This window comes from Arcicella aquatica (assembly GCF_034928825.1).
In the GTDB taxonomy this organism is placed as follows: Bacteria; Bacteroidota; Bacteroidia; order Cytophagales; family Spirosomataceae; genus Arcicella; species Arcicella aquatica.
The window spans coordinates 21,066-45,106 of record NZ_JAYFUL010000018.1; the positions used below are offsets into that span (position 1 = coordinate 21,066).

Consider the following 24,041-nt stretch of genomic DNA (forward strand, 5'->3'; position numbering starts at 1 on the left):
TATCTTCCCTATTTTTATGTCCAATATTATGCTTCTGCCAATACTTCCTTTAATGCATTTTCCAAAATTGCTCTTACTTCGGGTCTGCAACTTCCGCAACCCATGCCTGCTCCCGTTTGTGAACACAATGCTGTAAAATCTTTACAGCCACCAGCAATGGTATTTTTCAGATTGCCTTCGCCTACATTATTGCAAGAACAAACTAACTTACCCATTACTGGGTCTGCTTTTTTGCCACTTCTCAATAATTCCAAACGCTTATCCGATAGCTCTATTTCGTTAGCAATCAACCCTTTGAATTCTAAAAATTCAGATTTGTCGCCAATCAGAATTGCGCCTACCAATTTATCTTTGTGGATAATACATTTTTTGTAATATCGCTTGGCCTTATCTATAAAAATAACCTCCTCATACTCTGATGACTTAGGCGTATCAATCATCCCTAATGAACATAACTGAACCCCTTGAATTTTCATGATGTTCATCGAAAGCGAACCTTTGTAATAACTTGCATAGTCTCCTGCAATGTATTTCGCAATTACGTCTGCTTGTTGTTCGGCAGCAGCTGTAATACCCCACATTTGTCCACGCCACTGTGCAATTTCGCCAGCCGCAAAAATACTTTCGTCAGAAGTTTGTAGATAATCGTTTACGACTACTCCACGATTTACTTCTATGCCTGCGGCACGGGCAATCTCAACATTCGGTGAGGTTCCAATCGCAAATACTGCAACCTGAGCATCGATTTTTCTACCCGATTTTAATCTTACACCCTCAAATTTCTCTGTACCATACAATGCAGAAACCTCGTCATTGAAATAGATGTCTATTCCCAAGTTTAAAATTTCTGATGTTAGTAACTCAGACCCTAGTTGATCTAGCTGTCTATCCATAAAACGGCTTGTACGTTGTACAATGGTCACTTTGATGTTCATTTCGCGCAAAGATGCGGCCAGTTCAAGCCCCAACAAACCTCCGCCAACTATTAAAGCATGCGGGTTATCTTGTTTTAAAAATGGCATTAAACTATCCGCATCTATTCTAGAACGCATATTGAATATGCCGGGAATCCTCGGAATCGACGGTGGCATAAATGCTCTTGAGCCCATGCCTAGAATCAGGCGGTCGTAAGTATGTTCATTTCCTTCTGAATCTACAATTACTTTATTTTTGCGGTCGATATTGACTACTTCAATGCCTTTATGAACATGAATGTTTGATTCCACAAACTGGTCTTCACGCAATTTTACCAATTGAGACCAGTCTTGAGCGCCCGAAATGTAATCAGGCAACATTACTCTGTTATAAAAAGGATATATTTCTTTGGAAAAAACATGGATTTCGTCGGTCTGATTCAATTCACGATACGACTTGATAAAACCTAACCCTGCTGAACCTGCACCAATAATGATGATTTTCTCATGCGGTTTTACATAAGCACGCACCTCAACGGCGGTAAATTTAAAATCAGGTTCTTTAGAACGTGGGTCATAAAGACTATTGGTTAAATTGTTGGTTCGCCCAAAATCATTTCCTAAAATTTTGCCAAAGTGCATCGGCATAAAACACACTCCCTGCTTTATATCTGTGGTAATTTTTGCTTTTACTTGTGCTTTCCCTCTTCGTCCTATTATTTCAACAATCTGATTATCAACAATCTGTCTCGCTAGTGCATCCTCAGGGTGAATTTCCAGATAAGGCTGAGAAATGTGCTGATTTAGTTTATTTACTTTCCCTGTTTTAGTCATTGTATGCCATTGGTCACGAATACGACCAGTAGTCATAATCAAAGGGAAATCTTCATTGATACTTTCAGAATTATTTTCATCTGGCACCGCATGAATTTTTGCTTTTTGATTGAAGGTGTAGAACTTGCCGTCTGTAAACAAGCGTTTTGTTCCTCGAACATCAACATTAGGATTATCAAGATTTGAGCTTAGGTTTTTTGGTAAAGCCACAACATCCTTTACAAAGTTTGCTGTTTCTTCATTTGTCTCAAAGCTATTTTTTCCTACTAATTGATTCGATGGGTAAGGCCACTGAACACTCCGATTTTCTTTTAAAATCTCGTAATTAAGCCCCGAAATATCAATGTTTGTTCCTTTAGTTGAACGACAATGTTCGTCGTAAACATCGGAAAGGGAAGTGTAATGAAAGGCGTCACCAAAGCCCATTTTTTTAGCGAAAAGATTAATAATTTCTGTATCTGACATCGCCTCTCCTGGTGCATCCACCATCTTAGGCAAATAAGTAATGCGTCTTTCAGAGTTGGTCATTGTCCCTTCCTTTTCTAGCCAAGCTGCCGCAGGCAACACTACATCGGCATATTTTAAGGTATCCGAACGACTAGAAATATCTTGAACAACCACAAATTTGGCTTTCTCTAAAGCCTTTTCAACCAACGTAACGTCGGGCATACTGACTAACGGATTCGTACATACGACCCATATCGCTTTCATTCGTCCATCTGCCAAGGCATCAAACATTTCTGTCGCAGTAAAGCCGGGTTTATCCGAGATTTTTGTCCCACCCCAAAATGCCTGTACTTCATCACGATGAGTAGGATTTAATAAATCACGGTGTGCAGGTAACATATTTGCCAAACCGCCAACCTCACGACCACCCATCGCATTCGGCTGTCCTGTTAATGAAAAAGGGCCATTGCCTTCTTTGCCAATTTTACCTGTAATTAAATGTAAATCTATTAAGGACAGGTTTTTATTCACACCTACAACAGACTGGTTCAAGCCCATTGTCCACATCGACAAAAAGCCTTTGGCTTCGTGAATATATTGTGCTGCTAATTCAATGTCTTCCACAGCTACGCCACAAATCTCAGCCGCTTCTTCCAACGTCCTTTGCATTACCTGTGTTTTATATGCCTCAAAGCCATCGGTATTGTTCGTGATAAAGTCTAGGTCAATCCAACCCTTTTCAATCAATACTCTTCCAATGGCATTGGTCAATGTAATATCTGTTCCTGGTTGGAGTTGCAAGTGCAAATCTGCTTGAGAGGCTGTTTGCGTGCGTCGTGGGTCAACCACAATTATTTTCACAGCAGGATTGGCTTGCTTGTGAGCCTCGACCCTACGCCAAATAATAGGATGACACCATGCAGGGTTAGCCCCTGTTACAAAAAAACAATCTGCCAATTCTATATCATCATAACAAACAGGTACGGAGTCTTCACCCAAAGTAAGTTTATACCCTACTACTGCCGACGACATACACAAACGAGAATTAGTATCAATATTATTAGAACCAATAAACCCTTTGATAAGCTTATTGATTACGTAGTATTCTTCGGTAAGGCATTGTCCAGAAACATAAAAACCGACAGAGTCGGGACCATATTTTTGGATAAAAGTTTTAAAAATAGCAGCAGTACGGTCTAAGGCAGTATCCCACGACACCCTTTGCAGCGGCATGTTTCTATTAAACCTCATTTCTGGATAAAGCAATCTATCCGATTTATCCATTACGGTATAATGTAAATTCATCCCTTTTGAACACAGCATTCCTTTGCTTGAAGGATGGTCTTTGTCTCCTTCAAGGTTCAGCCTACCATTGCCCAAATCAGTTACTTCAACGCCGCATCCAACCCCGCAGTAAGAACAGGTAGATTTATACTTTTTAAGATTCGATTTACTGCTCATTGCTCCTGATGATTTACAATATTTACTTTAATTTCAATTTTTCAGCCCCTCGAATAATACTACTTATAAGGGTCTTAACATCCTATAAGTAAGTATTTTAGTGCCAATATTATTAATATAGTTAAAATTTTAATTTACATAGTGACATTTTTACCTTTTTAGGCTAATCTAAAAAACTTTGTTTCGGCATCTCAAACATTTTTTCCTAACCAATCATGAATAAAAAGCACTCATTGAAAAGTAAAATGATTTTTATTCTTTTTTATTTGCGAAAATGGCTTACGTTACTTAGATTTGTCTAAGCCTAATGAAAAAAGGCTACACAAATTTGCCTGTGAAAAGGCAATTTTGGAATTCTTAATTAATCATATAATTTGATTGTATTAATACTTAACCATTCCAAAATCTTATCTCCTTCACTCCTCCGCCAAGGACTAGGGACAAATCCCGAAGCTAAAACTTCGGGATTTTTTATTTAATCCTCTATAGAAAATTTATCAAATAATAAGCTCAGTAACTCATCGTGTACTCTGATATATTCAGGGTCATGCGTGATGTCTTTTTTGTTTCTAGGTCTTTGCAAATTGATGTCAACTATTTTTTTAATTGTTGCCGCTGGGCCATTGTTCATTACTACTACCTTATCTGCTAAGAAAATAGCCTCTTCAATATCATGCGTAACCATGACGATGGTTTTGTTACGATTATCCAAGTTCCAAAGCTTCAATAATTCAATGTGCATCGAACCTTTGGTCAGGGCATCTAACGCACCGAAAGGTTCATCTAACAAAAGGATACTTGGATTGATAGCAAAAGCACGAGCAATGGCTACACGTTGTTTCATTCCGCCTGATAGTTGACCTGGTAATTTATCTTTATGAGGGGTTAAATTCACCATTTGGATAAAGTGATCTACTATCTCATGTTTCTCTTTCGAGTTTTTATCTTTAAAAACAGAGTCAACAGCTTCATAAATGTTTTTGTAAACCGACATCCATGGAAGCAATGAATAGTTTTGAAAAACGATTCCTCTGTCTGGCCCAGGACCTTTTACGATATTTCCATTGGCAATTACTTCGCCAGATGATGGCGTTACCATTCCCGAAATAGTATTCATCAAGGTTGATTTCCCACATCCTGAGTGACCAATTAAGGCTACTATTTCTCCTCTTTTTACGGTTAAACTAATGTCTTTTACCGCTGTAAAAGTACCTTTGGCTCCTTTGAATGCTACTGTTACGTTTTTGATGTCGATAGCAGTCTCACGGTTACTTATTTTATGGAAGTCGTTGGCTGAATCAGCTAACTGACTTGTATTTAATATGTTAGTCATGATGGAATAATAATTTTGACGTTAGAATGAATATTCAAAATACAACTTCAGATTACTTTTTGTCCCAAGAGAAAGCATTTTGCAAGCCATTGAAAGCTTTATCAAATAATAAACCGACCGTTCCGATAATCAGAATTGCTACCAGAATTCTTTCTAAAGAAAGACCATTCCAACTATCCCATACAAAAAAACCAATTCCTACGCCTCCCGAAAGCATCTCGCCCGCTACAATCACTACCCACGCAATACCAATGGATAAACGCAAGCCCGTAATGATATGAGGAATAGCAAAAGGCAACATTATCTTGGTCAAGTATTTCCATTTAGAAAAACCAAAGGCTTTGCCTACATTTTTATGGTCGTCTGGAATACTTGATACGCCAAAAGCGGTATTAATAACTGTTGGCCATAAAGAGGTAATAGCAATGATAAAAATAGTAGCTCCATCTGAAGCCTTGAAGGCTAATAAACCTAATGGAAACCAAGCCAAAGGCGACACTGGACGAAGGATTTGAACGATTGGGTTCAATAATTTCATCCCAATTTTTGTTGAACCCATCAATAAACCCATTGGAATGGCAATTAAGCTTCCTAAAGCAAAACCTGTTGATACTCTTCCCAATGAGCTTAATAATTGAATGCCTATTCCTTTATCGTTAGGACCATAATCATAAAAAGGGTCTGCAACTAGTTCTTTAAAAACAACCCACGTAGAAGCTGGACTAGGAATTTCAGCCTTGGTAATCACTGAAATAAGATGCCATATTCCCAATAGGATAGTCATACTTGCCAAAAAATAAAGAGTATTGATGGCTATATCTTTGATAGAAATTGATTTCATGATTTTGGTGTCTGCTGTCACTTATCGGTCAACTATCTGTAAAATTTAGTCAACCGATAAGTGCTGACAAACTTTATTTTTTAGTTGCTTTTAAGTAATCGTCGATATTAGCTGGGTCGAAAACAACATCATAAGTAGTTTTGAAAGGCTTCATATCTACCTGAACAGGCACGCTCATTTCTTTGGCTACTTCTGCAAACAAATCATCAAGAATCAATTTTTCAGCAATGGCTTTATAATTAGGTTCTGTTTTTAAATATCCAAAACGAACATATTGGGCTAAAAACCACATGGCGTGAGATTTATGAGGCGTATTTACAACACCATTGTTATAAAACGTCATGTAATCTCCTTTGTATTTCTGCACGCCTAGCTCACACCCTAAATCACTTGAACCTAACAAACGTGCCTCAATTACTTGTAACGGAGCATTTACATAATAAGGTTTCGTTAACCAGCTAGCCGCTTTTTTACGATTGCCCATATTATCCAACCATTTGCAGGCCTCCAAAATGGCTTTCATTACTTTCTTCAAATCTTCTCTTTCTTCAGCAGCAAACTTTGCATTAACGACCAACGCCTTTTCTGGGTGATGTTGCCAAATATCCTGCGAAGCAATGTGTGTAAAGCCAACGTTTTGAGCCGCCGCAACACCATTCCAAGGTTCGCCAACACTAAAGCCTTCCATGTTATCTACACGCATATTAGCAACCATTTGTGGCGGTGGAATTGTGATGATACCTACCGATTTTTGATTTACCCCAGCGGCTGCTAACCAGTTTCTCAACCAAATATCATGTGTTCCTCCCGGGAAAGTCATGGCAAAGGTTACTTCTTTTCTAGTCTTAACGTCTTTGATGGCTGCCGCTACTTTGTTCATTTCTTTGTAGCCTACTAAACCACAAAAGTCTTTAGAAAGCGTAATGGCCTGACCGTTATTATTCAACACCATGGCGATTTTCATTTCTGACCCTGCTTTTCCACCAATGCCTGTATATACAGAAAGTGGCATCGAGAACAAACAGTGTGCACCGTCTAATTCACCATTCAATACTTTATCACGAATATTTGCCCAAGAGGCTTCTTTTGAAAGTTCTACATCAACGCCATATTTAGCAAAAAGCCCTAATTCTTTAGCTGCTACAAGTGGCGCACAGTCGGTAAGTGGAATAAATCCTAATTTAATTTTTCTCACTGGTGGATTCACTCCTGAGGCTGAAACAGCCATAGAAAGTACCATTAAACACAGTACAGTGATTGATTTTTTTAACAGAGTTTTCATGTTTTTTTGTTTTAGTATTGTAAATACTCCCTGTTTCGACCCCCATCGAAGCAAGAAGGGATGTTATTGAGTGATTTAGCGAATGAGTGATTTAGTGATTATTTTTTGAAATATTGTTAAAAAAACAATCACTAAATCACTCATTTACTCAATCACTAAATTATTTAATCGCTACTGGTTTAGTATAAAAGAAATCTGGACGGATATTAATCATGGCATAAAACCATGTTCCCGTTTTGTTAAAACCAGCCGCTGCGACATCGGTAGTCGCTTGTCCTTTAGCAAATGGCATATTGGCGGTTGCCATCATTACAGAATAGCCTAATTCAAGATTGGTAAACTTGTTCATGTTGTAATTCAATGTGAAGTCTATTTCGTTACCCAAATCTGTCCCTACTAATGTTCCATCACCCTTTGTCGTTGCTTTGTTTAAAGCAAATGTGTGAAAGTCAGCTCCTAATGTTAAAACATTCGTCGTGTATTTTGCTTTAAAATATCCATTATTCAAACCTCCAGCAGGCGAATTAGTACCTACATAAAAGTAATCCATATATCCCCAGTGTTTGTGTGGTGTTCCGTATAATGGGTCAAAACGATTATTTTTTCCTGACGAGCCTTTATAGTTGTTTGTCCCACTTGATCCATCATTGCCCGAAAGCACATCATATCCTAATGTAAAGGCCCATCTGCTTTTTTGATAAGTGGCTGCCAACGTATAGTGATAAGCATCCATGTCATTTCCTTCGCGGTCTTTACCTGTTTGTCCGTAGTAGGCTCCTTGTAAAGCGATTTTTCCGAAACCAGAAGCATTACCAATGGTATGATTAATCATCAAACCATAAGTTGTACGGCTACGTGACTGGCTATAATCGAATACATCGCTCGCACCCGACGAAACAAATCTTCTTCCATACACATATCCTGTTGAGGCACTCCCTACAGAATCTAAGCGATAAGCACTGAAATCGTCTTGAAAGAATAAACCAGAAAACTTCGTTTGGTTAAACTTACGACTGATGTAAACACTTTTGAAAGACTGATAGTCTTGCGAGGCTCCATTGGTTGATGGAGGGTTTACCCATGCCAAAGCACCACCTGTTTTTACTGAATTTGCTCCAATTCCGCCACCTACTGTCAAAGGAATAATTCCTGCTGGTGTTGGCACTAAAACACCTGTTGATGTTCTGGTAGTAGCACTTAAGTTCGCTGGTACATAGCCTGTACCAGTAACACCAAAGGCATCTGAGTTTTGATTATAAGCAAGCCCAATATCAAACTGCCAGCCGTGGTGTACTCCTTTCAACAATACCATGTCGTGTCTGCGTCCTTGTTGTAACCAATCGAGGTTACCAATTAAACGAACATCATCATAAATCAATTCTTGACGACCAATTTTGATGCTTAATAAATCAACTAGTTTAAATTTAATGGTTGTATCGGCTTTGTTAGCTAACGTTACTTCTGCCCAACCTTCATGAAGCATTAGTTTCAAACCATCTCCATTAGAGATAGAAGAAGCATCTTGCCCCCAAACACGCACATCTTGAATAGCAGCACCAAAGGTTACTCTATCCCATTTATAACCAAAGTTTAATCTTGTTCTTTGAGAAGTAAAAGCTGCCGACTTAGCATCGTTAGCCACTAAATTTCCCAATCCATTACGTACTTCTGTACGTGTTCTCATTTGCCCTTGCAAAGTGAATTGTGCTTTTGCGACAAATTGGGTATAAACACCCAAAATTAAGACTAATGCAAGCTTAGAAATGTAAGATTTTTTCATACTTTTGTGATTGATTGTGAAAAATTTTAACAGAGTTTACGCAATTTCGCCCGAATCGAGACCCCCATCTCATTCGGGTTTTTTTATGATTTTGAGTCGATAGCCCCCACCATCGACCCAAAATTCTACTCACTATAGAATGGTTAATTAATACAATATTTCAAAAAACGTTTCCTCAAAAAATTTGAGCGATTGTTTGCAAGCACGTACTGCTTGCAACATTGGTTTAAAGAGGATTAAGCAATTTCTAGGGTTTGTTCTGTTACTGGTAAAGTCTTTTTCTCGAATTTAATAAGTGCTGTTAATCCACCAATCACCGCTACACTTATTCCGATATAAATGAATGCTTCTGCATAAGTAATGGTTTCTGATTTGAACAAAAACCCTGCTAATACACCGCCTAAATTTCCTCCTGCACCCACAATACCTGCTACCGAACCAACATTTTTTGAATCGATAAAAGGTACAATGGCATAAGTTGCTCCGTTAGCCATTTTCAAAAACATGGCAAAACCCAACATCGCTATTACGGCAAAACCTATTGAGCCTGTCTGAGCAAAAAGCATAATTCCTAAGCCTTCCATCACTAGTAAGCCTGCTAATAACCAGCCCTTGCCTTTCATTCCGTACACTTTACCTACTTTATCAGCCACAATCCCACCGATGGCTCTGGCAAAAAGATTCATAAATCCGAATGCTCCTGCTAACAGTCCTGCTGTTTTTAAATCGCACGAGAAGTTTTCTGTAAAATAAAGTGCCGCTACATTATCAAAGGTGATTTCGATACCAAAACAAGCACCGTATGCTAAAAACAAAATCCAAGTACGGTAGTCTGATGCTGCTGATGCGAAAGAACCTTTTTGAACGGCTTCTCTTTTGATATTTGCATAGTTGCCTGTTGGTGTATCCTGAGTGAATTTATAGTAAACAAAAGACATAATCAGCAAAATCACTCCCGGAATTATCATGGCGAATCTCCAAGCATTATGATTGGCATATCCTGCTCCGACAAAGGCCGCAAATACTAAAGGCATTACCATGTTGGTTACTCCTCCACCAAGGTTACCCCAACCTCCAGCTACAGCGTTAGCCGTTCCTTTGATGCTTGGTGCAAACATTGCTGAGGTGTGATATTGCGTAATGACGAACGATGCTCCAATAACACTAATAGCTAATCTAAATAATAAAAATGATTCATAGCTGTTTGCCAAACCGATGGTCATTACTGGTATAGAGCCTATGGCTAATAACCATGTATAAGTAAGTCTTGGTCCTAGTGTGTCGCATAGGCGACCGATGATTAAACGTGCAAAAATAGTGGCAGAAACTGAAGCAATAATGATGTTCCCGATTTGACCTTTTGTTAACCCTAAATCGTCTTTCACGATTTTCATTAAGGGTGCGATTCCAAACCAACCAAAGAAACAGAAAAAGAAAGTAAGCCAAGTAATGTGAAATGTTTGCATTTGAATGCCTTTGAAAGAAAACACATTCAAAGCATCAAGTGGCTTGTTTGTACTGATATTTTTCATAACCTTTTTTTAAAGCAGAGAAATTATCTTCATTAAAATTTCTCCGATTTGTAAAATCTATCGCCCCCACGATAGACTTTTTTCAACGGATGCTGAAGGGAAGAAAAAATTGTATTTATTTGATAACTAAATGATCACTGAACTTTTCGATAAATGAAGGGTGCAAACTCACCACTTCACCGATTACAATCACAGCAGGATTTGATATTTGCTGTTCTTTCACAATTGGAATAATAGTAGATACTGTGCCGATAGCAAAATTTACATTTTCACGCGTACCATTCTGGATAATCGCTATGGGTGTTTCGCCTTTACCATTCAACTGGAATAGCTCACAGATTTGACTTAGCTTGCTCATTCCCATTAAAATCACTACTGTTGCACTTGACTTTGTTGCTAATGCTATATCTTTTGATAATTCTCCTGATTTTGTTGTTCCTGTTATTACCCAAAAACTTTCTGAAAAACCTCTTGTGGTTACTGGAATCCCGATGGATGCTGGTGCAGCAATAGCCGAAGTCACGCCCGATACTACTTCACATTCAATATTGAAATTCCGAGCATATTCTACTTCTTCAAAGCCTCTTCCGAATACATACGGGTCTCCACCTTTCAACCTCACTACATGACCGTACTCTAAAGCTAGGCTTACTATTTTTTGATTAATCTCTTCTTGGGTATAAACATATTTCCCTAAGCGTTTGCCTACATAAATGCGAAGTGCTTTAGGATGAGCGAACTCCAATAATTCTTCGTTGGCCAGTGCATCATATAATACTACATCCGCCGATTTAATTGCACGAATACCCTTTACTGTAATAAGCTCTATGTCTCCGGGGCCGGCACCAATTAAAGTTAATCTTGGAATATTCATATTTTAGTATTTTATACCTGAACAATATTGATTATAAATACTTAGTTGTGATTTCGATACAAACATTGCATATAATTGTTAATAATCAAAATAAAAGTTTCAAAAATTATTAATTTTCTCAAAAAATTTGCAAAATCATAAAAAATAGGTTTAAATTTGAACATAAAATAAGCATTTTTACGTATTTTAATTAAAAACAAGTTTATATTTAAAGTACAATTATTCATAATCATATTTTTTCTATAAATAGTTATAAATACTCAGTTTTGTAAAATACACCAACATCTTTGATGTGATATAAAATAAATACTTAGTCAGCATCTACATAACTGAAAACATCAAAGCTTTTTGTATAAGTATTAATCATTAAAAGTATCAATCATAATCTTGTATCATTTATGAAAAAGAAAATTGTCGTAGTGGGGAACGGCATGGTCGGTTATAAGTTTTGCGAAAAACTTATTTCAAAAGATGTGTCTAAAAGTTTTGATTTGGTCGTTTTTGGCGAAGAGTCTCGCCCCGCTTACGACCGTGTACATTTGTCTGAATACTTCGCTGGTAAAACAGCTGATGATTTAACAATGGCACCAAGCAGTTGGTACACAGAAAATGGTATAACACTATACCTTTCCGACCCAGTTGTTGATATTGATAAAGATGAGAAAACGGTACGGTCGCACCACGGAATAGTAGTAAACTACGATTACTTGGTATTAGCCACTGGTTCTGCGGCATTTGTGCCACCCATACCTGGGGTAGAAAAAGATGGCGTATTCGTTTATAGAACCATTGAGGATTTGGATTTGATGCAAGCACATGCCAAAACTGCCAAAAAAGGGGCAGTAATTGGTGGTGGCTTATTGGGGCTAGAAGCCGCCAAAGCTTTATTAGATTTAGGTTTAGAGGAAACACATGTAATAGAATTTGCCCCAAGGCTGATGCCAAGGCAAATAGATGAAGCTGGTTCTAAAACACTTCAAACAAAACTAGAAGCGTTAGGATTGCAGATTCATCTGAATAAAAATACTCAGGAAATTGTTGGTGATGGTATCATTGAAGCAATGGCTTTTGCTGATGGCTCTAAGTTAGAGGTAGATATGTTGGTGATTTCAGCAGGAATTAAGCCTCGTGATGAAGTTGCCAAAATAGCAGGACTAGAAGTAGGTTCACGTGGAGGTATTATTGTCAATGATAAACTACAAACTTCTGATCCAAATATTTTTGCGATTGGCGAATGTGCTCTGGCACACCACATGATTTATGGATTGGTAGCACCCGGTTACGAAATGGCCGAAGTTGTAGCAACGTCTATCATTGGTGGCGAAAAAGAGTTTAAGCCATTTGATATGTCAACCAAATTAAAATTAATTGGTATCGACGTAGCAAGTTTTGGTGATGCTTTTATTCAAGAGCCTAATGCCCAAACTATCGTATTTGAAAATACGGCAAAAGGTGTTTATAAGCGAATCAATATATCCAACGATGGCAAGTATTTGTTAGGAGGTATTTTGGTAGGCGATGCCGAGCAATATAATATGTTGTTGCAGAACACTAAAAACAGCGTGCTGTTACCTGCTGACCCTGAAGATTTGATGTTAGGTTCAAGAGGTGGTGCTGAAAGTGCTAGTTCGGGAGTGATGGCTTTACCAGACGAAGCGTTGATTTGTTCATGTGAAGCCGTAACGAAAGGAAATATTTGCCATGAAATCATCGAGAATAAAGTAACTACGCTTGATGGCATCAAAAAATGTACAAAGGCGGGTACGGGTTGTGGTGGTTGTGTGCCAATGGTGAAAGACTTGATTAATGAAACAATGAAGTCGCAAGGGGTTTTTGTAAGAAATATTCTTTGCGAACATTTTGATTATACTCGCCAAGAATTATTTGATTTAGTAAAAATCAAAGGCTATAAAACCTATAATGATGTATTGGATCATTTGGGCAAGGGAGATGGTTGTGAGGTTTGCAAACCTGCGGTGGCATCTATCATTGCCAGTTTATGGAATGAGATGATTTTGGAAAAAGGCAATGCCACTGTTCAAGATTCAAACGACCGTTACTTGGCAAATATCCAGAAGAATGGTACGTACTCGGTAGTACCTAGAATTCCGGGTGGAGAAATTACGCCTGAGAAATTAATTGTAATTGGACAGGTAGCTCAGAAATACAACCTCTATACAAAAATTACAGGTGGACAAAGAATAGATTTATTCGGTGCGCATGTAAGCGATTTACCAGACATCTGGGAAGAGCTAGTGAATGCTGGTTTCGAGTCGGGTCATGCTTATGGGAAATCGTTGAGAACTGTCAAATCTTGCGTGGGTTCTACTTGGTGTCGTTTTGGCGTGCAAGATGCCGTTTCGTTTTCGATTGAGGTAGAAGAACGTTATCGTGGTTTGCGTTCACCACACAAGCTAAAATCAGCTGTTTCTGGCTGTACACGTGAATGTGCCGAAGCGCAATCAAAAGACTTTGGGATTATCGCTACTGAGAAGGGCTGGAATTTGTATGTCTGTGGTAATGGTGGTGTAAAGCCTCGTCATGCTGAACTATTGGCTACTGATATTGATTCGGAAACTTGTTTAAAATACATCGACCGTTTCTTGATGTTTTATATCAAAACTGCCGAACCGCTTACCCGAACTGCTCCGTGGTTGGATAAAATGGAAGGTGGTATCAATTATTTAAAGTCGGTAGTAATTGATGATGCCCTTGGTATGAATAGCCAGTTTGAACAAGAAATGCAATTTTTGGTAGATGCTTATAAATGCGAATGGAAAGAAGTAGTAAACAGCCCTGAGCTGCGTAAGCGTTTTACGCACTTTGTGAATGCTCCTAAAATGAAAGACCCTTATGCTAGATTTGAGCCAATGCGTGAGCAAATCAAAGCAGCGGAGTGGAAGTAAATGAAGTTTAACGTTTTATGGGCTGATAAGTTCAAACAAACTTATTAAGCTCATTCAAACCTCAATCATACATATAACAATGATAGCAGAAGAAACAATAACTTGGCACGTAGCGTGCAATATTGAAGATATACCAGAAAACGGAGGAGCTTGTGCCCTGATAGAAGGCGAGCAAATAGCTATTTATAATTTTTCGCGTCGTGGTGAGTGGTATGCTACCCAAAACCAATGCCCACACCGCCAACAGATGGCCCTTTCGAGAGGAATGATAGGCTCAACAGGGGCTAATAATGAACCGAAAGTGGCTTGTCCATTTCATAAAAAAACGTTCTCGTTACAAACAGGGGAATGTTTGAGTGGTGATGACTACACGATTAAGACTTACCCAGTAAAAATAGCAGATGGGCAAGTGTATGTTGGGGTATAGTATCGAAGATTTTACAAATTGATATTCGCAAAAACTTGCAAAATATCAATTTGTAAAAACGCAATACATAATTTTTCAAAGAAAAATTTTCAACAATCTCACAATCAACAAATTACTTGAAAACTATAAATGATTTTTTCCGAAAGTTTGGTATATTTCAAGTTATGAAGCCACTTGATAGTCAAATTTTCAACAGACTCACTCGCCTCTATGTGATTGCCCTCACGATGGTGGCGTTGCTGTCTATGTCTGGACAAATTATTATTCAAGTATTTCTGAATTCGTTGATAGACGATTCCCATGTAGTGAATATTGCAGGGAGACAACGGATGTTGAGCCAGCGGCTTTCTAAAACGGCTATTTTGTTGTGTCGCCCAGATATTTTTCAGGCTGATGCGGAGCATTATTCACAAGATATTAAGGAAATTATTACCTTATGGAAGCAAAGCCACGAGGGATTAAAGAATAAAAACCTAACAACAGACGGCAAAGCATATACCGTAAGGAATAGCCCAGTGATTGATAGTATGTTCAGAGAGATAGACCCTATCTTTCAGACCATCCTCACGAATGCGCAATTAATCAGCGAGCATATCGATAAACCTGTGGCGAATCAGGACGAAGCGATGCAAGCAGCCTTGAACCAAGTATTGGTCAACGAAAGGCTTTTTCTGAAAATGATGAACAAAATCGTTTTTCAGTACGATTTAGAATCAAGATCAAGGGTTGATTTGACCAAAAATATTGAGCTATTTTTATTCCTTGTTTTATTTAGTATTCTTATTTTGGAAGGAATCATCATCTTCCGTCCGATTGCCAATTATATTCGAATTGTCATTAAAAAACTGACGGACTCTGAAAGTGAATTACGCCTAACCAATGAAAGGCTTTTACAAACCCAACAGGCTTTAGTGCAAGCTACTGAAGAGAAATTCAAACTACAGCTAGCAGAAGAGAAGGTGCGTTCGGCATCATTGATGGAAGGGCAGGAAATGGAGCGTAAAAGATTAGCCCGCGAATTGCACGATGGCATCGGGCAAATGTTGACGGGTCTAAGATTGCATGGTGAAAAAGTAAAAAGCTTTTCATTCATTAATCCTAAGCAGGATAAATCATTTGAAGAATTACAAAAATTAATTCAAGAAACTATTGAAGCTACCCGAACAGTTGCTTTCAACTTAGCACCCTCTGTGTTAAGTGATTTTGGCGTTACGCCCGCTATCCGAATTTTAACGGAGCAGGTAGCCAAAATGTCGGGAATTAGTATTGAATTTCAAGAGAAAAAAATACAACGCTTACCAGAAAATTTGGAAGTGTGTCTTTATAGAATTACCCAAGAGGCGATTCATAATGCAGTAAAATATTCAAAGTCGGAAAAAATACAAGTAGAAATAGCGGAGAATGAGGGTTCTATTCGATTGACTATTTCTGACAATGGCATTGGTTTCGACTTACCAGCTATCCGAAAAACATTGGGTGGTAGTGGTTTAAAAAATATGCAAACAAGGGCCGAATTGTTGAATGGCTCGTGCAAAATACAATCAAAAGTAGGAAGAGGAACAAACATCATAGTGAGTATTCCTATTGGAGTCAACAACAAACTAATTAACAAACGGAAAAAAAATACCGAAAGGGTAGCGTAAGAGAGAGGTTGAATATCTTAAAAAAAATTAATAAATTCATATTCTCAAGCATTACTTAAATTTTGGTACTAAGTATTTTTAAAAACTTTATCTTTAAAAATCACTGTCTGTATATAATCAATTAAAAATTATGAACCCAATTACCGTATTATTAGCAGATGACCACGACGTTGTCAGGAAAGGCATGAAAATGCTATTGGAAGACGAAGAAAGTGTGAAAGTAATCGGAGAAGCGTCTGATGGGCTAGATGCTATCGAGAAAATAAAAGCTTTGTCGCCAAATGTAGTGATTCTGGATTTGACGATGCCCAAAATGACTGGTATAGAAGCAGCAAAAATTATTTCGGAAGAATATCCCGAAGTAAAAATCCTTATATTCTCAATGCACAACAACCGTGAATATATTATTAATTCGGTTGAAAATGGTGCAAGTGGTTATTTATTAAAAGATACTGGCAAAGACGAACTTATGCGGGCCATTAATGTGGTAGCTGAAGGAAGAAAGTATTTTCCACCTGAAATTTCAGAGGTCATTATCGACGAACTGCTTTCTAAAACTTCTGGAAACCAACCAGATACTAGCAGACCAATATTCCAAAAAATTACTCCAAAAGAAAAACAAATTCTTGAACATATTGTACAAGGCTATAATAGCCGAGAAATTGCAGATAAGTTGTTTTTAAGTATTCGTACGGTTGATAACCACCGTGCTAATATGATGAAGAAAACCAAAGCCAAAAACACAGCCGATTTGGTGAAGATGGCTATTGGCTAGTTATCGCTTTAAATACGACAAGCGTTTGTTTTCGTCCATTCGTTCAATGGCATAACGCAACATTGTTCTTGGCATTTTTGTGAGGTGTTCTTCCAAAAATTCTTCCAAAGCCAATTCATCTCGTTTACCAATCTCACGCAACATCCATCCACAGGCCTTGTGCATCAAGTCGTGTGGATGTGTGAGAAAAAGCGCTGACAGTCGGAAACAGTCTAAAAATTGCCCTTTTCTGATAAAAGCCATGGTAGAAACCACGGCGATTCTTTCAGTCCACAAATGCTTACTATTGGCTAAATCATACAATACCTGTCGGTCTTTATCCAATAGATACACGCCTAATATTTTATAGCACGAACAATCTACCAAATCCCAATTATTGATTTTAGGCAGATTATTCAAATAGAAATCAACTATTTCTGTCCTTTTCTCTTCATTAGCCTTCTCGAATTGTTCTACCAAAATCATCAATCCTGTAAACCTAAATTCATGGATATCATCATTTAGCAAAAGTTGTATATCGGCCAGACTAATTGTTTTCCAAAACTCTTTTACCAAGGCTCGGACTTCTGGGTTGGTAATACCGATAAAAATATCACCTTCGCCATATTGTCCTTTTCCTGTTTTGAAGAAACGAGCCGTTTGTATCGCCCTTTCAGGTTTAGCGTGGTTCAAGAGTGCTTGTTTTAGCTTTACTAACATGGCTAGAATCTATTATTACAATTTTACTGACATTATTGAAAGGGACTATTTCGGTAGCGTTGGTTTTGGGATAATACAAAAAAATAAAATTACTAGTAGTTCCCACCAGTGTTGGAAATGAATCTTTTGACGTCTGTGGTCCTGAATTATAGTATATTTGTACTGCTTGCCCTTTCCCTGCTTTTATTTCTTTGCTTTTATAGCGTGCATAAATATAAGCTGACTCGGGAATATATAACAGCAATACTAGCATATAGCTCCAGAAATAATAACTCCCTGTTTGTTTAAACCATCTAGTCATAATTTTTTCTTCTTGCCTAATAAAAAATTTGGGAAACTTAATCATCAACCATTTATTTAGATAGTAAATAGAAACGATTAAAATGACCGTCATTAGAGTAAACAGCAAATAAAAGGGGTCTTTGAAGGCAATTAGGATAAAATCACTTACTTGTGAATAATCTAAAATATTAATATCAAATATCAGAAAATAAGCACCACTAAAAATCATTCCGATAGCCGTCAGAAGCAAATAACTTACCGAAAAGAACAGTGTTTTATCATTTTCAAAGACCTTAAATAGGTTTTTTACTTTCTCTTCAAACTCTGTATGGGCTATAATAGTTTTTGATGGTGTTGGTATCATTTAGTTTAATTTTATTCCGAAACTAACATTTTTATTATCTTCTTCCTCTTCTTGGGTCTTCTCGTTTGGTTTTGCCAAAGGTTTTTTTACGAGCATCCTTTCCTGAAGATATGTGTAGTTTTTTATTTTTAACTTCCTTTTGTTTTGCTTTTACTTTATGGTCTTTCTTCTCATGGAAAGCCCCTTTAAAATCTGGGTCTTCACGTTTTTTCTGCTCATCTACTTCACGCAACATAATCTGTTTTTCAACAAACGGTGTTTGCAATACTTCCAGCTCAGCAGGTAATCGTTCACGAGGTATCGGCATTTTAATAATCTTCTCAATTTTGCCAATATGGTATTCCTCCGCTTCTGTCATGAAAGTGATAGCTTCGCCTTTGTTGTTGGCACGACCCGTACGACCAATGCGGTGTACGTAATCTTCATAAATTAAAGGCACATCAAAATTCACTACATGGCTTACCATCTGAATATCAATTCCTCGGGCTGCCACATCCGTTGCTACCAATACCTGAATGTTTCCTTCTTTGAAGTCTTCCATTGAGTTTATTCTGGTATTTTGCCCCTTATTAGCATGAATTACTCGAATTTTGTTTTCACCAACTACTTTTCTACCTAAGTATTTAAAAATATTATCAGCAATCTCTTTACTTCTGCAAAAAATAATGGTTCTGTTAAATGTCTCGTGGTCACGCATCAACATACCCAAAAGATTAATTTTGGTCATGAAGTTGGGCACTTCAAACAAGCGTTGCTTTACCATATCTGCTGTAGTAGCTTGCGGGCTTACTTCAACTTTGTGTGGAAATTCAAGGAACTCATGTGAAAGGTTTTCTACTCGTGGTGGAAAAGTAGCCGAAAACAATAGATTTTGTCTCTTCTTTGAAGGTATTACTTCCAATATCTTACGGATTTGTGGCATAAAACCCATATCCATCATTTTATCAGCTTCGTCTAATACCAATGTTTTTAATTCTTTTACGCCAATCTCGCCTTTCAGGTATAAATCCATGAATCTACCTGGCGTAGCAATCACTATATCCACACCTGCTTGTAAGGCTTCTATCTGTGTTTTAGGCCCTAATCCACCAAATAAAGCGATATGACGAATATCTGTATATTTTGCCAATTGTTTTACGGCTTCATCTATTTGCATCACTAATTCTCGGGTAGGAGCAAGGATTAATACACGCATCATTTTGCCTTGGGCATACTTTACCTTCATCAGGATGGGTAATAGATAAGCAGCTGTTTTTCCTGTACCTGTTTGGGCAATTCCTAGTACATCGTGCCCACCCATTACTAATGGAATGGCTTGCTCTTGAATAGGCGTAGGTGCTTGATAGCCAGCTTCTTCGATGGCATTATATAATTGGCGATTGAGTTGAAAATCTTCGAATGTCATAATTTGTAAACGTTAACTGTCGTCAGCTTTCTGACGATAGCTTTTGCTGAAAACATTTACAAAGGTACGAAAATAAAGTGTATCGGCTGTGTGAAGATAAAATATGACTCCTCTTGAATTTTCTCTATAATAATAAGTTTGCGAGATTTTGTATATATTATCGTCTTGTCCTTACTTTTCTTTTCTTGATAAAAGAAAAGTAACCGCGCGGCGGACCGCAAAAGAAAATCAAGAATTCCTAAACTCGCTCCGCTCAAACAGTAGGAATTCGGGAAACACCATTCATAAAAAAGCGGTCGAAAACCAATTTCAACCGCCTTTTTATAATTTTAAAATTTGGGATAACCCATGTTTTGAGCTATTTTAATCCAACAAACCCTTATAAGAAGAGTCTTTCGGAGGGTTGATTTCTTTTTTACCTGCGTCTGGAGAGCCGTCTAACGTAATCAAATTGAACTCGCCTTTATTATAGGCATCCAACATCGACTGCCCTTTATCGGTTAACACGCCATTTTGAATATCCACAGAATTAATAAAGTCCATTGAGTAATCCATTGCTCGCTTCATTTCACCCAATTTCTTACTCATATCGTCCTGAATGTATTCCATCGACTCATCAAAGTAAAACTTCTTGTCTGGATCACCTTTGAAAATACTAATCGCCGTTTTCAAGGCATTAGAACTAGCTTTTACAATTTCATATTCGGCCTCTTTGTGTTTTACTCTTATTTCTGTTTCCTTGATGATATAATCTGCCGACGACTGTACTTTTTCCATGAATCCTAAAATAGTTTTCATATTACGTTGAAGTGGCAACAATTTCTCATTCATTTCCTGTAATCCTGCCGCTTCTAAACTTGCTAAGGAAGCAGCTTCTCTCATACCGGGCTTGTCAGTCATGCTATTCGCCTTGTTAGCCTCAGCAAATTTAGCTTTGATATTCTCGTTGTTTTCACCGATTTTCTTATTCAGTTTTACTAACTGTCCTGCCAAAATATCTATTTGTTTAGACATCTGCTCGCGTTTCTCCCGTAAATCTGAAATATAGATTTTCATGATGGCAATCGGGTCAAGCTGAATGATTAAGCCTGTTATTTTTCGCATGAAGGTTTTAAACAAAAAGAATACCCCTGTACGAATGTCTTTGCTAGTAATTAGAAAGATAAAAAAACCTAAAACTGCTAATAATCCACCTAGATAAAGCGTATTAGAAGTAACTTTTATCAAGAATTCAACTACTATGTTGAAATAGTATAACCCAAAAGCACCAAGTGCTGCCAAAAAGAATAAAGAAGTAATACCTTCGGGTTTACTCCAAAACGATTTTGAAGGTTGAGTTCCTCCAATTTGTGATAAATCTGCCATTATTTTAGATTATTTAATATTTTGATTTAGAAGCTGTTTAAACTTTCCCTTTCGGGTTAAACTAAGTCTTTTAGAATAGCTTGTTCCAAAATTTACTCAACGTAGCTATGCTATGCTTCCCAAATTTTGAAAAAATCAATTCAAAAATACAATACTTTCACCTCAGAAACGGAAAGTTTAAACAGCTTCTTAGAATGAATTTATTTCAAATAGGCTACAATCTTTGCGATATCACCCTTTATTTGTTCGACAAACGTATGATAGGTAGTTTCATAATTACTTTTATTAATCGTAATTTTTCCACTCTGTTCTGAAATATCATCTGTCAATTTATTGATTTTTATCTTGTTTTCATCAATCTTACGCTGTAAATCAATTATTTGCTTCGCTATATTTTCATTTTCTTCTTCGGTTTTTTTCAAGTCATTCTTCAAACCGCCAACTTTTTGGCTAACTGCGTTCTCTACATCCTTCAAGAACCCTTGTCGGTCAGTATCCAAAATTCCGATATATTGTTTGGCCGTATCCGTTAATACTGCTACATCAGTAATACCACCCATTACTTTGAAACTAGCCCATGCAGCTTGAAATTGTTTTTCTTCCGAAAGCCCTAGTCCTGTCAAGCCTTTTAATGCCTGCATGTATTCAAAATAATCAGGTCCTTTTAAATTTGAATTTTCTAGCAACTGAACGAAGTGGTCTATAAATTTTTTATCGACTACGCCCTTCTCTATGCCTTGGGGTATTATCGCAGGTTCTACTGTTTTTTCAACCTTCGGAATAGGGGGAGGCATCAGACTGCTAGTATTTGCTGGAGTAGCAGTTTCTTCAGTAATAAAAAAACTTAATAATTTTCTTCCGATACTTTTTTCTTCTGCTGCCATTTTTTGATTTTTTCTGTTTTAGTATTTACTCTCAATCAATCATCATTAACCTATACAATATTAATATGCTTTTATCGAGAAACCCCATTCAGTTGTAAGAATGGTTACGGGACTTGATGATACCATAAAAAATTATGATAATTTTTTTAAATAGATGCAACATTATAATTCCAGCTTGCATCTTATGTCTGAGATTCAGAAAAACGATAGTTTTTTATATCTCAAACACTCATCAATTTTAAAGCATTCGCTTAAACCAAAAATCAGTTGTATATCAAGAAGATTTACCATTTAACTAGTAAAACAACCGATTATGGTATTTTGTATTGCAAGGTACTGGCTTTTACCCATAACTTTGATGCATCAAAAAGGAATTAAACAAAAAATACTCTAAACATTAATAAATATACTAAACCGAACAACTATTGTAATAAAAACGAACACCTCTAAATCTCGTTAACTTTACAAACAATTAATAATCAAACACTTATAAATTATGGCACAAAAATCTCAGTAAGTAACACAGTAAACAACAACAATGTAATTTCTAAACTTTTATTTATCATAAAATTTAATTTAAAATCTAAACAACTTAAAAAAATGAAAACTTTCGTTAAATCTTTCGCAATCGCAGTATTATCAGTAATGTCATTTGTAGCAAGCGCTACTAACACTAATGAGCCAGCAAATACTAAAAAACCTTTTGCTGTGGGAATGTACCAGACAATCAACACGATGAAAATGAATGTATTGATTGAGAAATCGACTAATAAGAATTTATATATTTCATTGAAAAATGAAAAAGGGATTGTATTGCACAAAGAAAGAGTAGGAAAAACTAATGAAAAATACCACGGCAAATTTGATTTGAGCGAATTGGAAGACGGAAAATACAGCTTCGAAATCACTGATGGCGAAAGCAAAATTGTCAAAACTGTAAACATTGGTACTAAAACTCCTGAGCCTTCTTCACAAGATCGTTTTATTTCTTTGAATTAGTAGTTATTTAACCTCAAGTCTATTTAAAAGCTATTTAATTTCTAAATCTGGCATATTAATTATATAAATCAGGCCGTGATACGATATTTGCTCGTATCACGGTTTTTTTGTTTTTTAAGGTGAAAAAACATTAACATATCATTAACACGCCTCCCTAAAATAGCGATTCACCCTAATGCGTTTTACTAATATATCATCAAAATGGTAAAAGTATTGATGCTAATACTAAAACTGGTGTAATCACAATAAACCGTCAAAAAACATGAATATCAAATTATTTAGCTTGCTAGTTTTAACAGTTGGATTAGCAAATTCAGGAAAAGCTCAAGATCGTAATTATTCAAATAGAGACTATCAGAACAGAGATAGAGACTACCAGCAACAACAAAATTATCCTGACCGAAATCGCGATAACCGTGATGATAGAAATGATGATAGATACGATAACAACCGTAACAACAATTACGGCAACAATGGCAATAATAACAATTATGATGTGTATGCCAGATGTGATGATGGTAGTTATGGAAGTTATAGCTTCGACAAAAGAAATCCTTTTGATACCCGTAATCCAAACTATGACCCTCGTAACCCTTTCGACCCTCGTCCTGTTTACGACCCATATCGTCACAGTCGTTGGAATGAGATAGATTTTCGTAGTAATGCCGACCCTTTTGATTTTTGTGACAATAGAAGAGTTTGGGCTAACAGATATTATCCAGTAGATCCACGTAATCCTTATGATATTCGTAATCGTTATCTAAACCGCTATAACGGTGGTTATGCTAGAAGAGCGCCATCTCGCCCAGTAATTGTTGTGACAGTGCCTATTTTTGGCCGTGGTCATGGCCATCATGGCAGAAGAGACTGGTAAGCATCATATTTTTTTCAGTAAAGCCCAAAGGATAAGCCTCCACAGCTTAACCTTTGGGCTTTAATATTTTATTTCTCTTCAAAATATAATGTCCAATTAGCAGTATAAATTTAAAAGTCT

General features: G+C 37.1%; 18 protein-coding genes. 6 read left to right on the forward strand and 12 right to left on the reverse strand.

Translation table 11 applies throughout. The features are described from left to right. Positions 1 to 26 precede the first annotated feature (26 nt). The 7 genes from VB264_RS12210 to cobA form a co-directional block, all read right to left on the reverse strand. Positions 27 to 3,656: a molybdopterin-dependent oxidoreductase gene (locus tag VB264_RS12210; RefSeq protein ID WP_323249734.1), complete on the reverse strand. Its 3,630-nt coding sequence runs from the start codon at positions 3,654 to 3,656 to the stop codon at positions 27 to 29. A gap of 475 nt (positions 3,657 to 4,131) precedes the next feature. Next, positions 4,132 to 4,989, reverse strand: a complete 858-nt coding sequence (locus VB264_RS12215; protein WP_309923698.1) for an ABC transporter ATP-binding protein — start codon at positions 4,987 to 4,989, stop codon at positions 4,132 to 4,134. 52 nt (positions 4,990 to 5,041) lie between these two features. Beyond that, complete coding sequence (gene ntrB, locus VB264_RS12220; RefSeq protein WP_323249736.1) at positions 5,042 to 5,830, reverse strand: nitrate ABC transporter permease; 789 nt, start codon at positions 5,828 to 5,830, stop codon at positions 5,042 to 5,044. A 73-nt stretch (positions 5,831 to 5,903) separates the two neighbouring features. After that, positions 5,904 to 7,112 (reverse strand): CmpA/NrtA family ABC transporter substrate-binding protein, encoded by a 1,209-nt coding sequence (locus tag VB264_RS12225; RefSeq protein WP_323249737.1) that lies wholly within the window; start codon positions 7,110 to 7,112, stop codon positions 5,904 to 5,906. Positions 7,113 to 7,272: 160 nt separating this feature from the next. Further along, complete coding sequence (locus VB264_RS12230; protein ID WP_323249739.1) at positions 7,273 to 8,892, reverse strand: alginate export family protein; 1,620 nt, start codon at positions 8,890 to 8,892, stop codon at positions 7,273 to 7,275. Positions 8,893 to 9,128: 236 nt separating this feature from the next. Further along, positions 9,129 to 10,424, reverse strand: coding sequence for an MFS transporter (locus tag VB264_RS12235; protein WP_323249741.1), 1,296 nt, complete (start codon positions 10,422 to 10,424; stop codon positions 9,129 to 9,131). A 115-nt stretch (positions 10,425 to 10,539) separates the two neighbouring features. Beyond that, positions 10,540 to 11,298: a uroporphyrinogen-III C-methyltransferase gene (gene cobA, locus VB264_RS12240; protein WP_323249744.1), complete on the reverse strand. Its 759-nt coding sequence runs from the start codon at positions 11,296 to 11,298 to the stop codon at positions 10,540 to 10,542. Between the two features lie 398 nt (positions 11,299 to 11,696). On the opposite strand from cobA, the gene nirB reads away from it, so the two are divergent. The 4 genes from nirB to VB264_RS12260 all read left to right on the forward strand — a co-directional run bounded on the left by nirB (position 11,697) and on the right by VB264_RS12260 (position 17,049). Next, the gene (gene nirB, locus VB264_RS12245; RefSeq protein WP_323249746.1) at positions 11,697 to 14,204 is read left to right on the forward strand and encodes a nitrite reductase large subunit NirB; all 2,508 of its coding nucleotides are present in this window, start codon (positions 11,697 to 11,699) and stop codon (positions 14,202 to 14,204) included. Between the two features lie 79 nt (positions 14,205 to 14,283). Beyond that, positions 14,284 to 14,631: a nitrite reductase small subunit NirD gene (gene nirD, locus VB264_RS12250; RefSeq protein WP_323249747.1), complete on the forward strand. Its 348-nt coding sequence runs from the start codon at positions 14,284 to 14,286 to the stop codon at positions 14,629 to 14,631. A 164-nt stretch (positions 14,632 to 14,795) separates the two neighbouring features. Next, entirely contained in the window at positions 14,796 to 16,274 is a 1,479-nt protein-coding gene (locus tag VB264_RS12255; RefSeq protein ID WP_323249748.1) for an ATP-binding protein, read from the forward strand. A 130-nt stretch (positions 16,275 to 16,404) separates the two neighbouring features. Beyond that, on the forward strand, positions 16,405 to 17,049 hold the full coding sequence (locus VB264_RS12260) for a response regulator transcription factor (RefSeq protein ID WP_309923678.1): 645 nt from the start codon (positions 16,405 to 16,407) through the stop codon (positions 17,047 to 17,049). On the opposite strand, the gene VB264_RS12265 is transcribed toward VB264_RS12260, so the two are convergent. The 5 genes from VB264_RS12265 to VB264_RS12285 all read right to left on the reverse strand — a co-directional run bounded on the left by VB264_RS12265 (position 17,050) and on the right by VB264_RS12285 (position 22,048). Beyond that, positions 17,050 to 17,748 (reverse strand): DNA alkylation repair protein, encoded by a 699-nt coding sequence (locus tag VB264_RS12265; RefSeq protein ID WP_323249749.1) that lies wholly within the window; start codon positions 17,746 to 17,748, stop codon positions 17,050 to 17,052. After that, positions 17,708 to 18,394, reverse strand: a complete 687-nt coding sequence (locus tag VB264_RS12270; RefSeq protein WP_323249751.1) for a hypothetical protein — start codon at positions 18,392 to 18,394, stop codon at positions 17,708 to 17,710. Before VB264_RS12270 ends, VB264_RS12265 begins: the two co-directional genes overlap by 41 nt. 34 nt (positions 18,395 to 18,428) lie before the next feature. Further along, positions 18,429 to 19,799, reverse strand: a complete 1,371-nt coding sequence (locus VB264_RS12275) for a DEAD/DEAH box helicase (RefSeq protein WP_323249754.1) — start codon at positions 19,797 to 19,799, stop codon at positions 18,429 to 18,431. Positions 19,800 to 20,162: 363 nt separating this feature from the next. Next, positions 20,163 to 21,164, reverse strand: a complete 1,002-nt coding sequence (locus VB264_RS12280) for a hypothetical protein (protein WP_323249756.1) — start codon at positions 21,162 to 21,164, stop codon at positions 20,163 to 20,165. A gap of 200 nt (positions 21,165 to 21,364) precedes the next feature. Next, positions 21,365 to 22,048 carry a hypothetical protein gene (locus tag VB264_RS12285; RefSeq protein WP_323249757.1) on the reverse strand — a complete coding sequence of 228 codons (684 nt, stop codon included), beginning with the start codon at positions 22,046 to 22,048 and terminating at the stop codon, positions 21,365 to 21,367. 600 nt (positions 22,049 to 22,648) lie between these two features. On the opposite strand from VB264_RS12285, the gene VB264_RS12290 reads away from it, so the two are divergent. Further along, positions 22,649 to 23,047: a hypothetical protein gene (locus VB264_RS12290; protein WP_323249760.1), complete on the forward strand. Its 399-nt coding sequence runs from the start codon at positions 22,649 to 22,651 to the stop codon at positions 23,045 to 23,047. 262 nt (positions 23,048 to 23,309) lie between these two features. Beyond that, positions 23,310 to 23,921: a hypothetical protein gene (locus VB264_RS12295; RefSeq protein WP_323249761.1), complete on the forward strand. Its 612-nt coding sequence runs from the start codon at positions 23,310 to 23,312 to the stop codon at positions 23,919 to 23,921. Positions 23,922 to 24,041: the final 120 nt, after the last annotated feature.

Excerpts from the sequence above, each read along its gene's own strand:
- VB264_RS12210 (WP_323249734.1), bottom strand. The coding sequence starts at position 3,656 with ATGAGCAGTAAATCGAATCTTAAAAAGTATAAATCTACCTGTTCTTAC.
- VB264_RS12215 (WP_309923698.1), bottom strand. The coding sequence starts at position 4,989 with ATGACTAACATATTAAATACAAGTCAGTTAGCTGATTCAGCCAACGAC.
- ntrB (WP_323249736.1), bottom strand. The coding sequence starts at position 5,830 with ATGAAATCAATTTCTATCAAAGATATAGCCATCAATACTCTTTATTTT.
- VB264_RS12225 (WP_323249737.1), bottom strand. The coding sequence starts at position 7,112 with ATGAAAACTCTGTTAAAAAAATCAATCACTGTACTGTGTTTAATGGTA.
- VB264_RS12230 (WP_323249739.1), bottom strand. The coding sequence starts at position 8,892 with ATGAAAAAATCTTACATTTCTAAGCTTGCATTAGTCTTAATTTTGGGT.
- VB264_RS12235 (WP_323249741.1), bottom strand. The coding sequence starts at position 10,424 with ATGAAAAATATCAGTACAAACAAGCCACTTGATGCTTTGAATGTGTTT.
- cobA (WP_323249744.1), bottom strand. The coding sequence starts at position 11,298 with ATGAATATTCCAAGATTAACTTTAATTGGTGCCGGCCCCGGAGACATA.
- nirB (WP_323249746.1), top strand. The coding sequence starts at position 11,697 with ATGAAAAAGAAAATTGTCGTAGTGGGGAACGGCATGGTCGGTTATAAG.
- nirD (WP_323249747.1), top strand. The coding sequence starts at position 14,284 with ATGATAGCAGAAGAAACAATAACTTGGCACGTAGCGTGCAATATTGAA.
- VB264_RS12255 (WP_323249748.1), top strand. The coding sequence starts at position 14,796 with ATGAAGCCACTTGATAGTCAAATTTTCAACAGACTCACTCGCCTCTAT.
- VB264_RS12260 (WP_309923678.1), top strand. The coding sequence starts at position 16,405 with ATGAACCCAATTACCGTATTATTAGCAGATGACCACGACGTTGTCAGG.
- VB264_RS12265 (WP_323249749.1), bottom strand. The coding sequence starts at position 17,748 with ATGTTAGTAAAGCTAAAACAAGCACTCTTGAACCACGCTAAACCTGAA.
- VB264_RS12270 (WP_323249751.1), bottom strand. The coding sequence starts at position 18,394 with ATGATACCAACACCATCAAAAACTATTATAGCCCATACAGAGTTTGAA.
- VB264_RS12275 (WP_323249754.1), bottom strand. The coding sequence starts at position 19,799 with ATGACATTCGAAGATTTTCAACTCAATCGCCAATTATATAATGCCATC.
- VB264_RS12280 (WP_323249756.1), bottom strand. The coding sequence starts at position 21,164 with ATGGCAGATTTATCACAAATTGGAGGAACTCAACCTTCAAAATCGTTT.
- VB264_RS12285 (WP_323249757.1), bottom strand. The coding sequence starts at position 22,048 with ATGGCAGCAGAAGAAAAAAGTATCGGAAGAAAATTATTAAGTTTTTTT.
- VB264_RS12290 (WP_323249760.1), top strand. The coding sequence starts at position 22,649 with ATGAAAACTTTCGTTAAATCTTTCGCAATCGCAGTATTATCAGTAATG.
- VB264_RS12295 (WP_323249761.1), top strand. The coding sequence starts at position 23,310 with ATGAATATCAAATTATTTAGCTTGCTAGTTTTAACAGTTGGATTAGCA.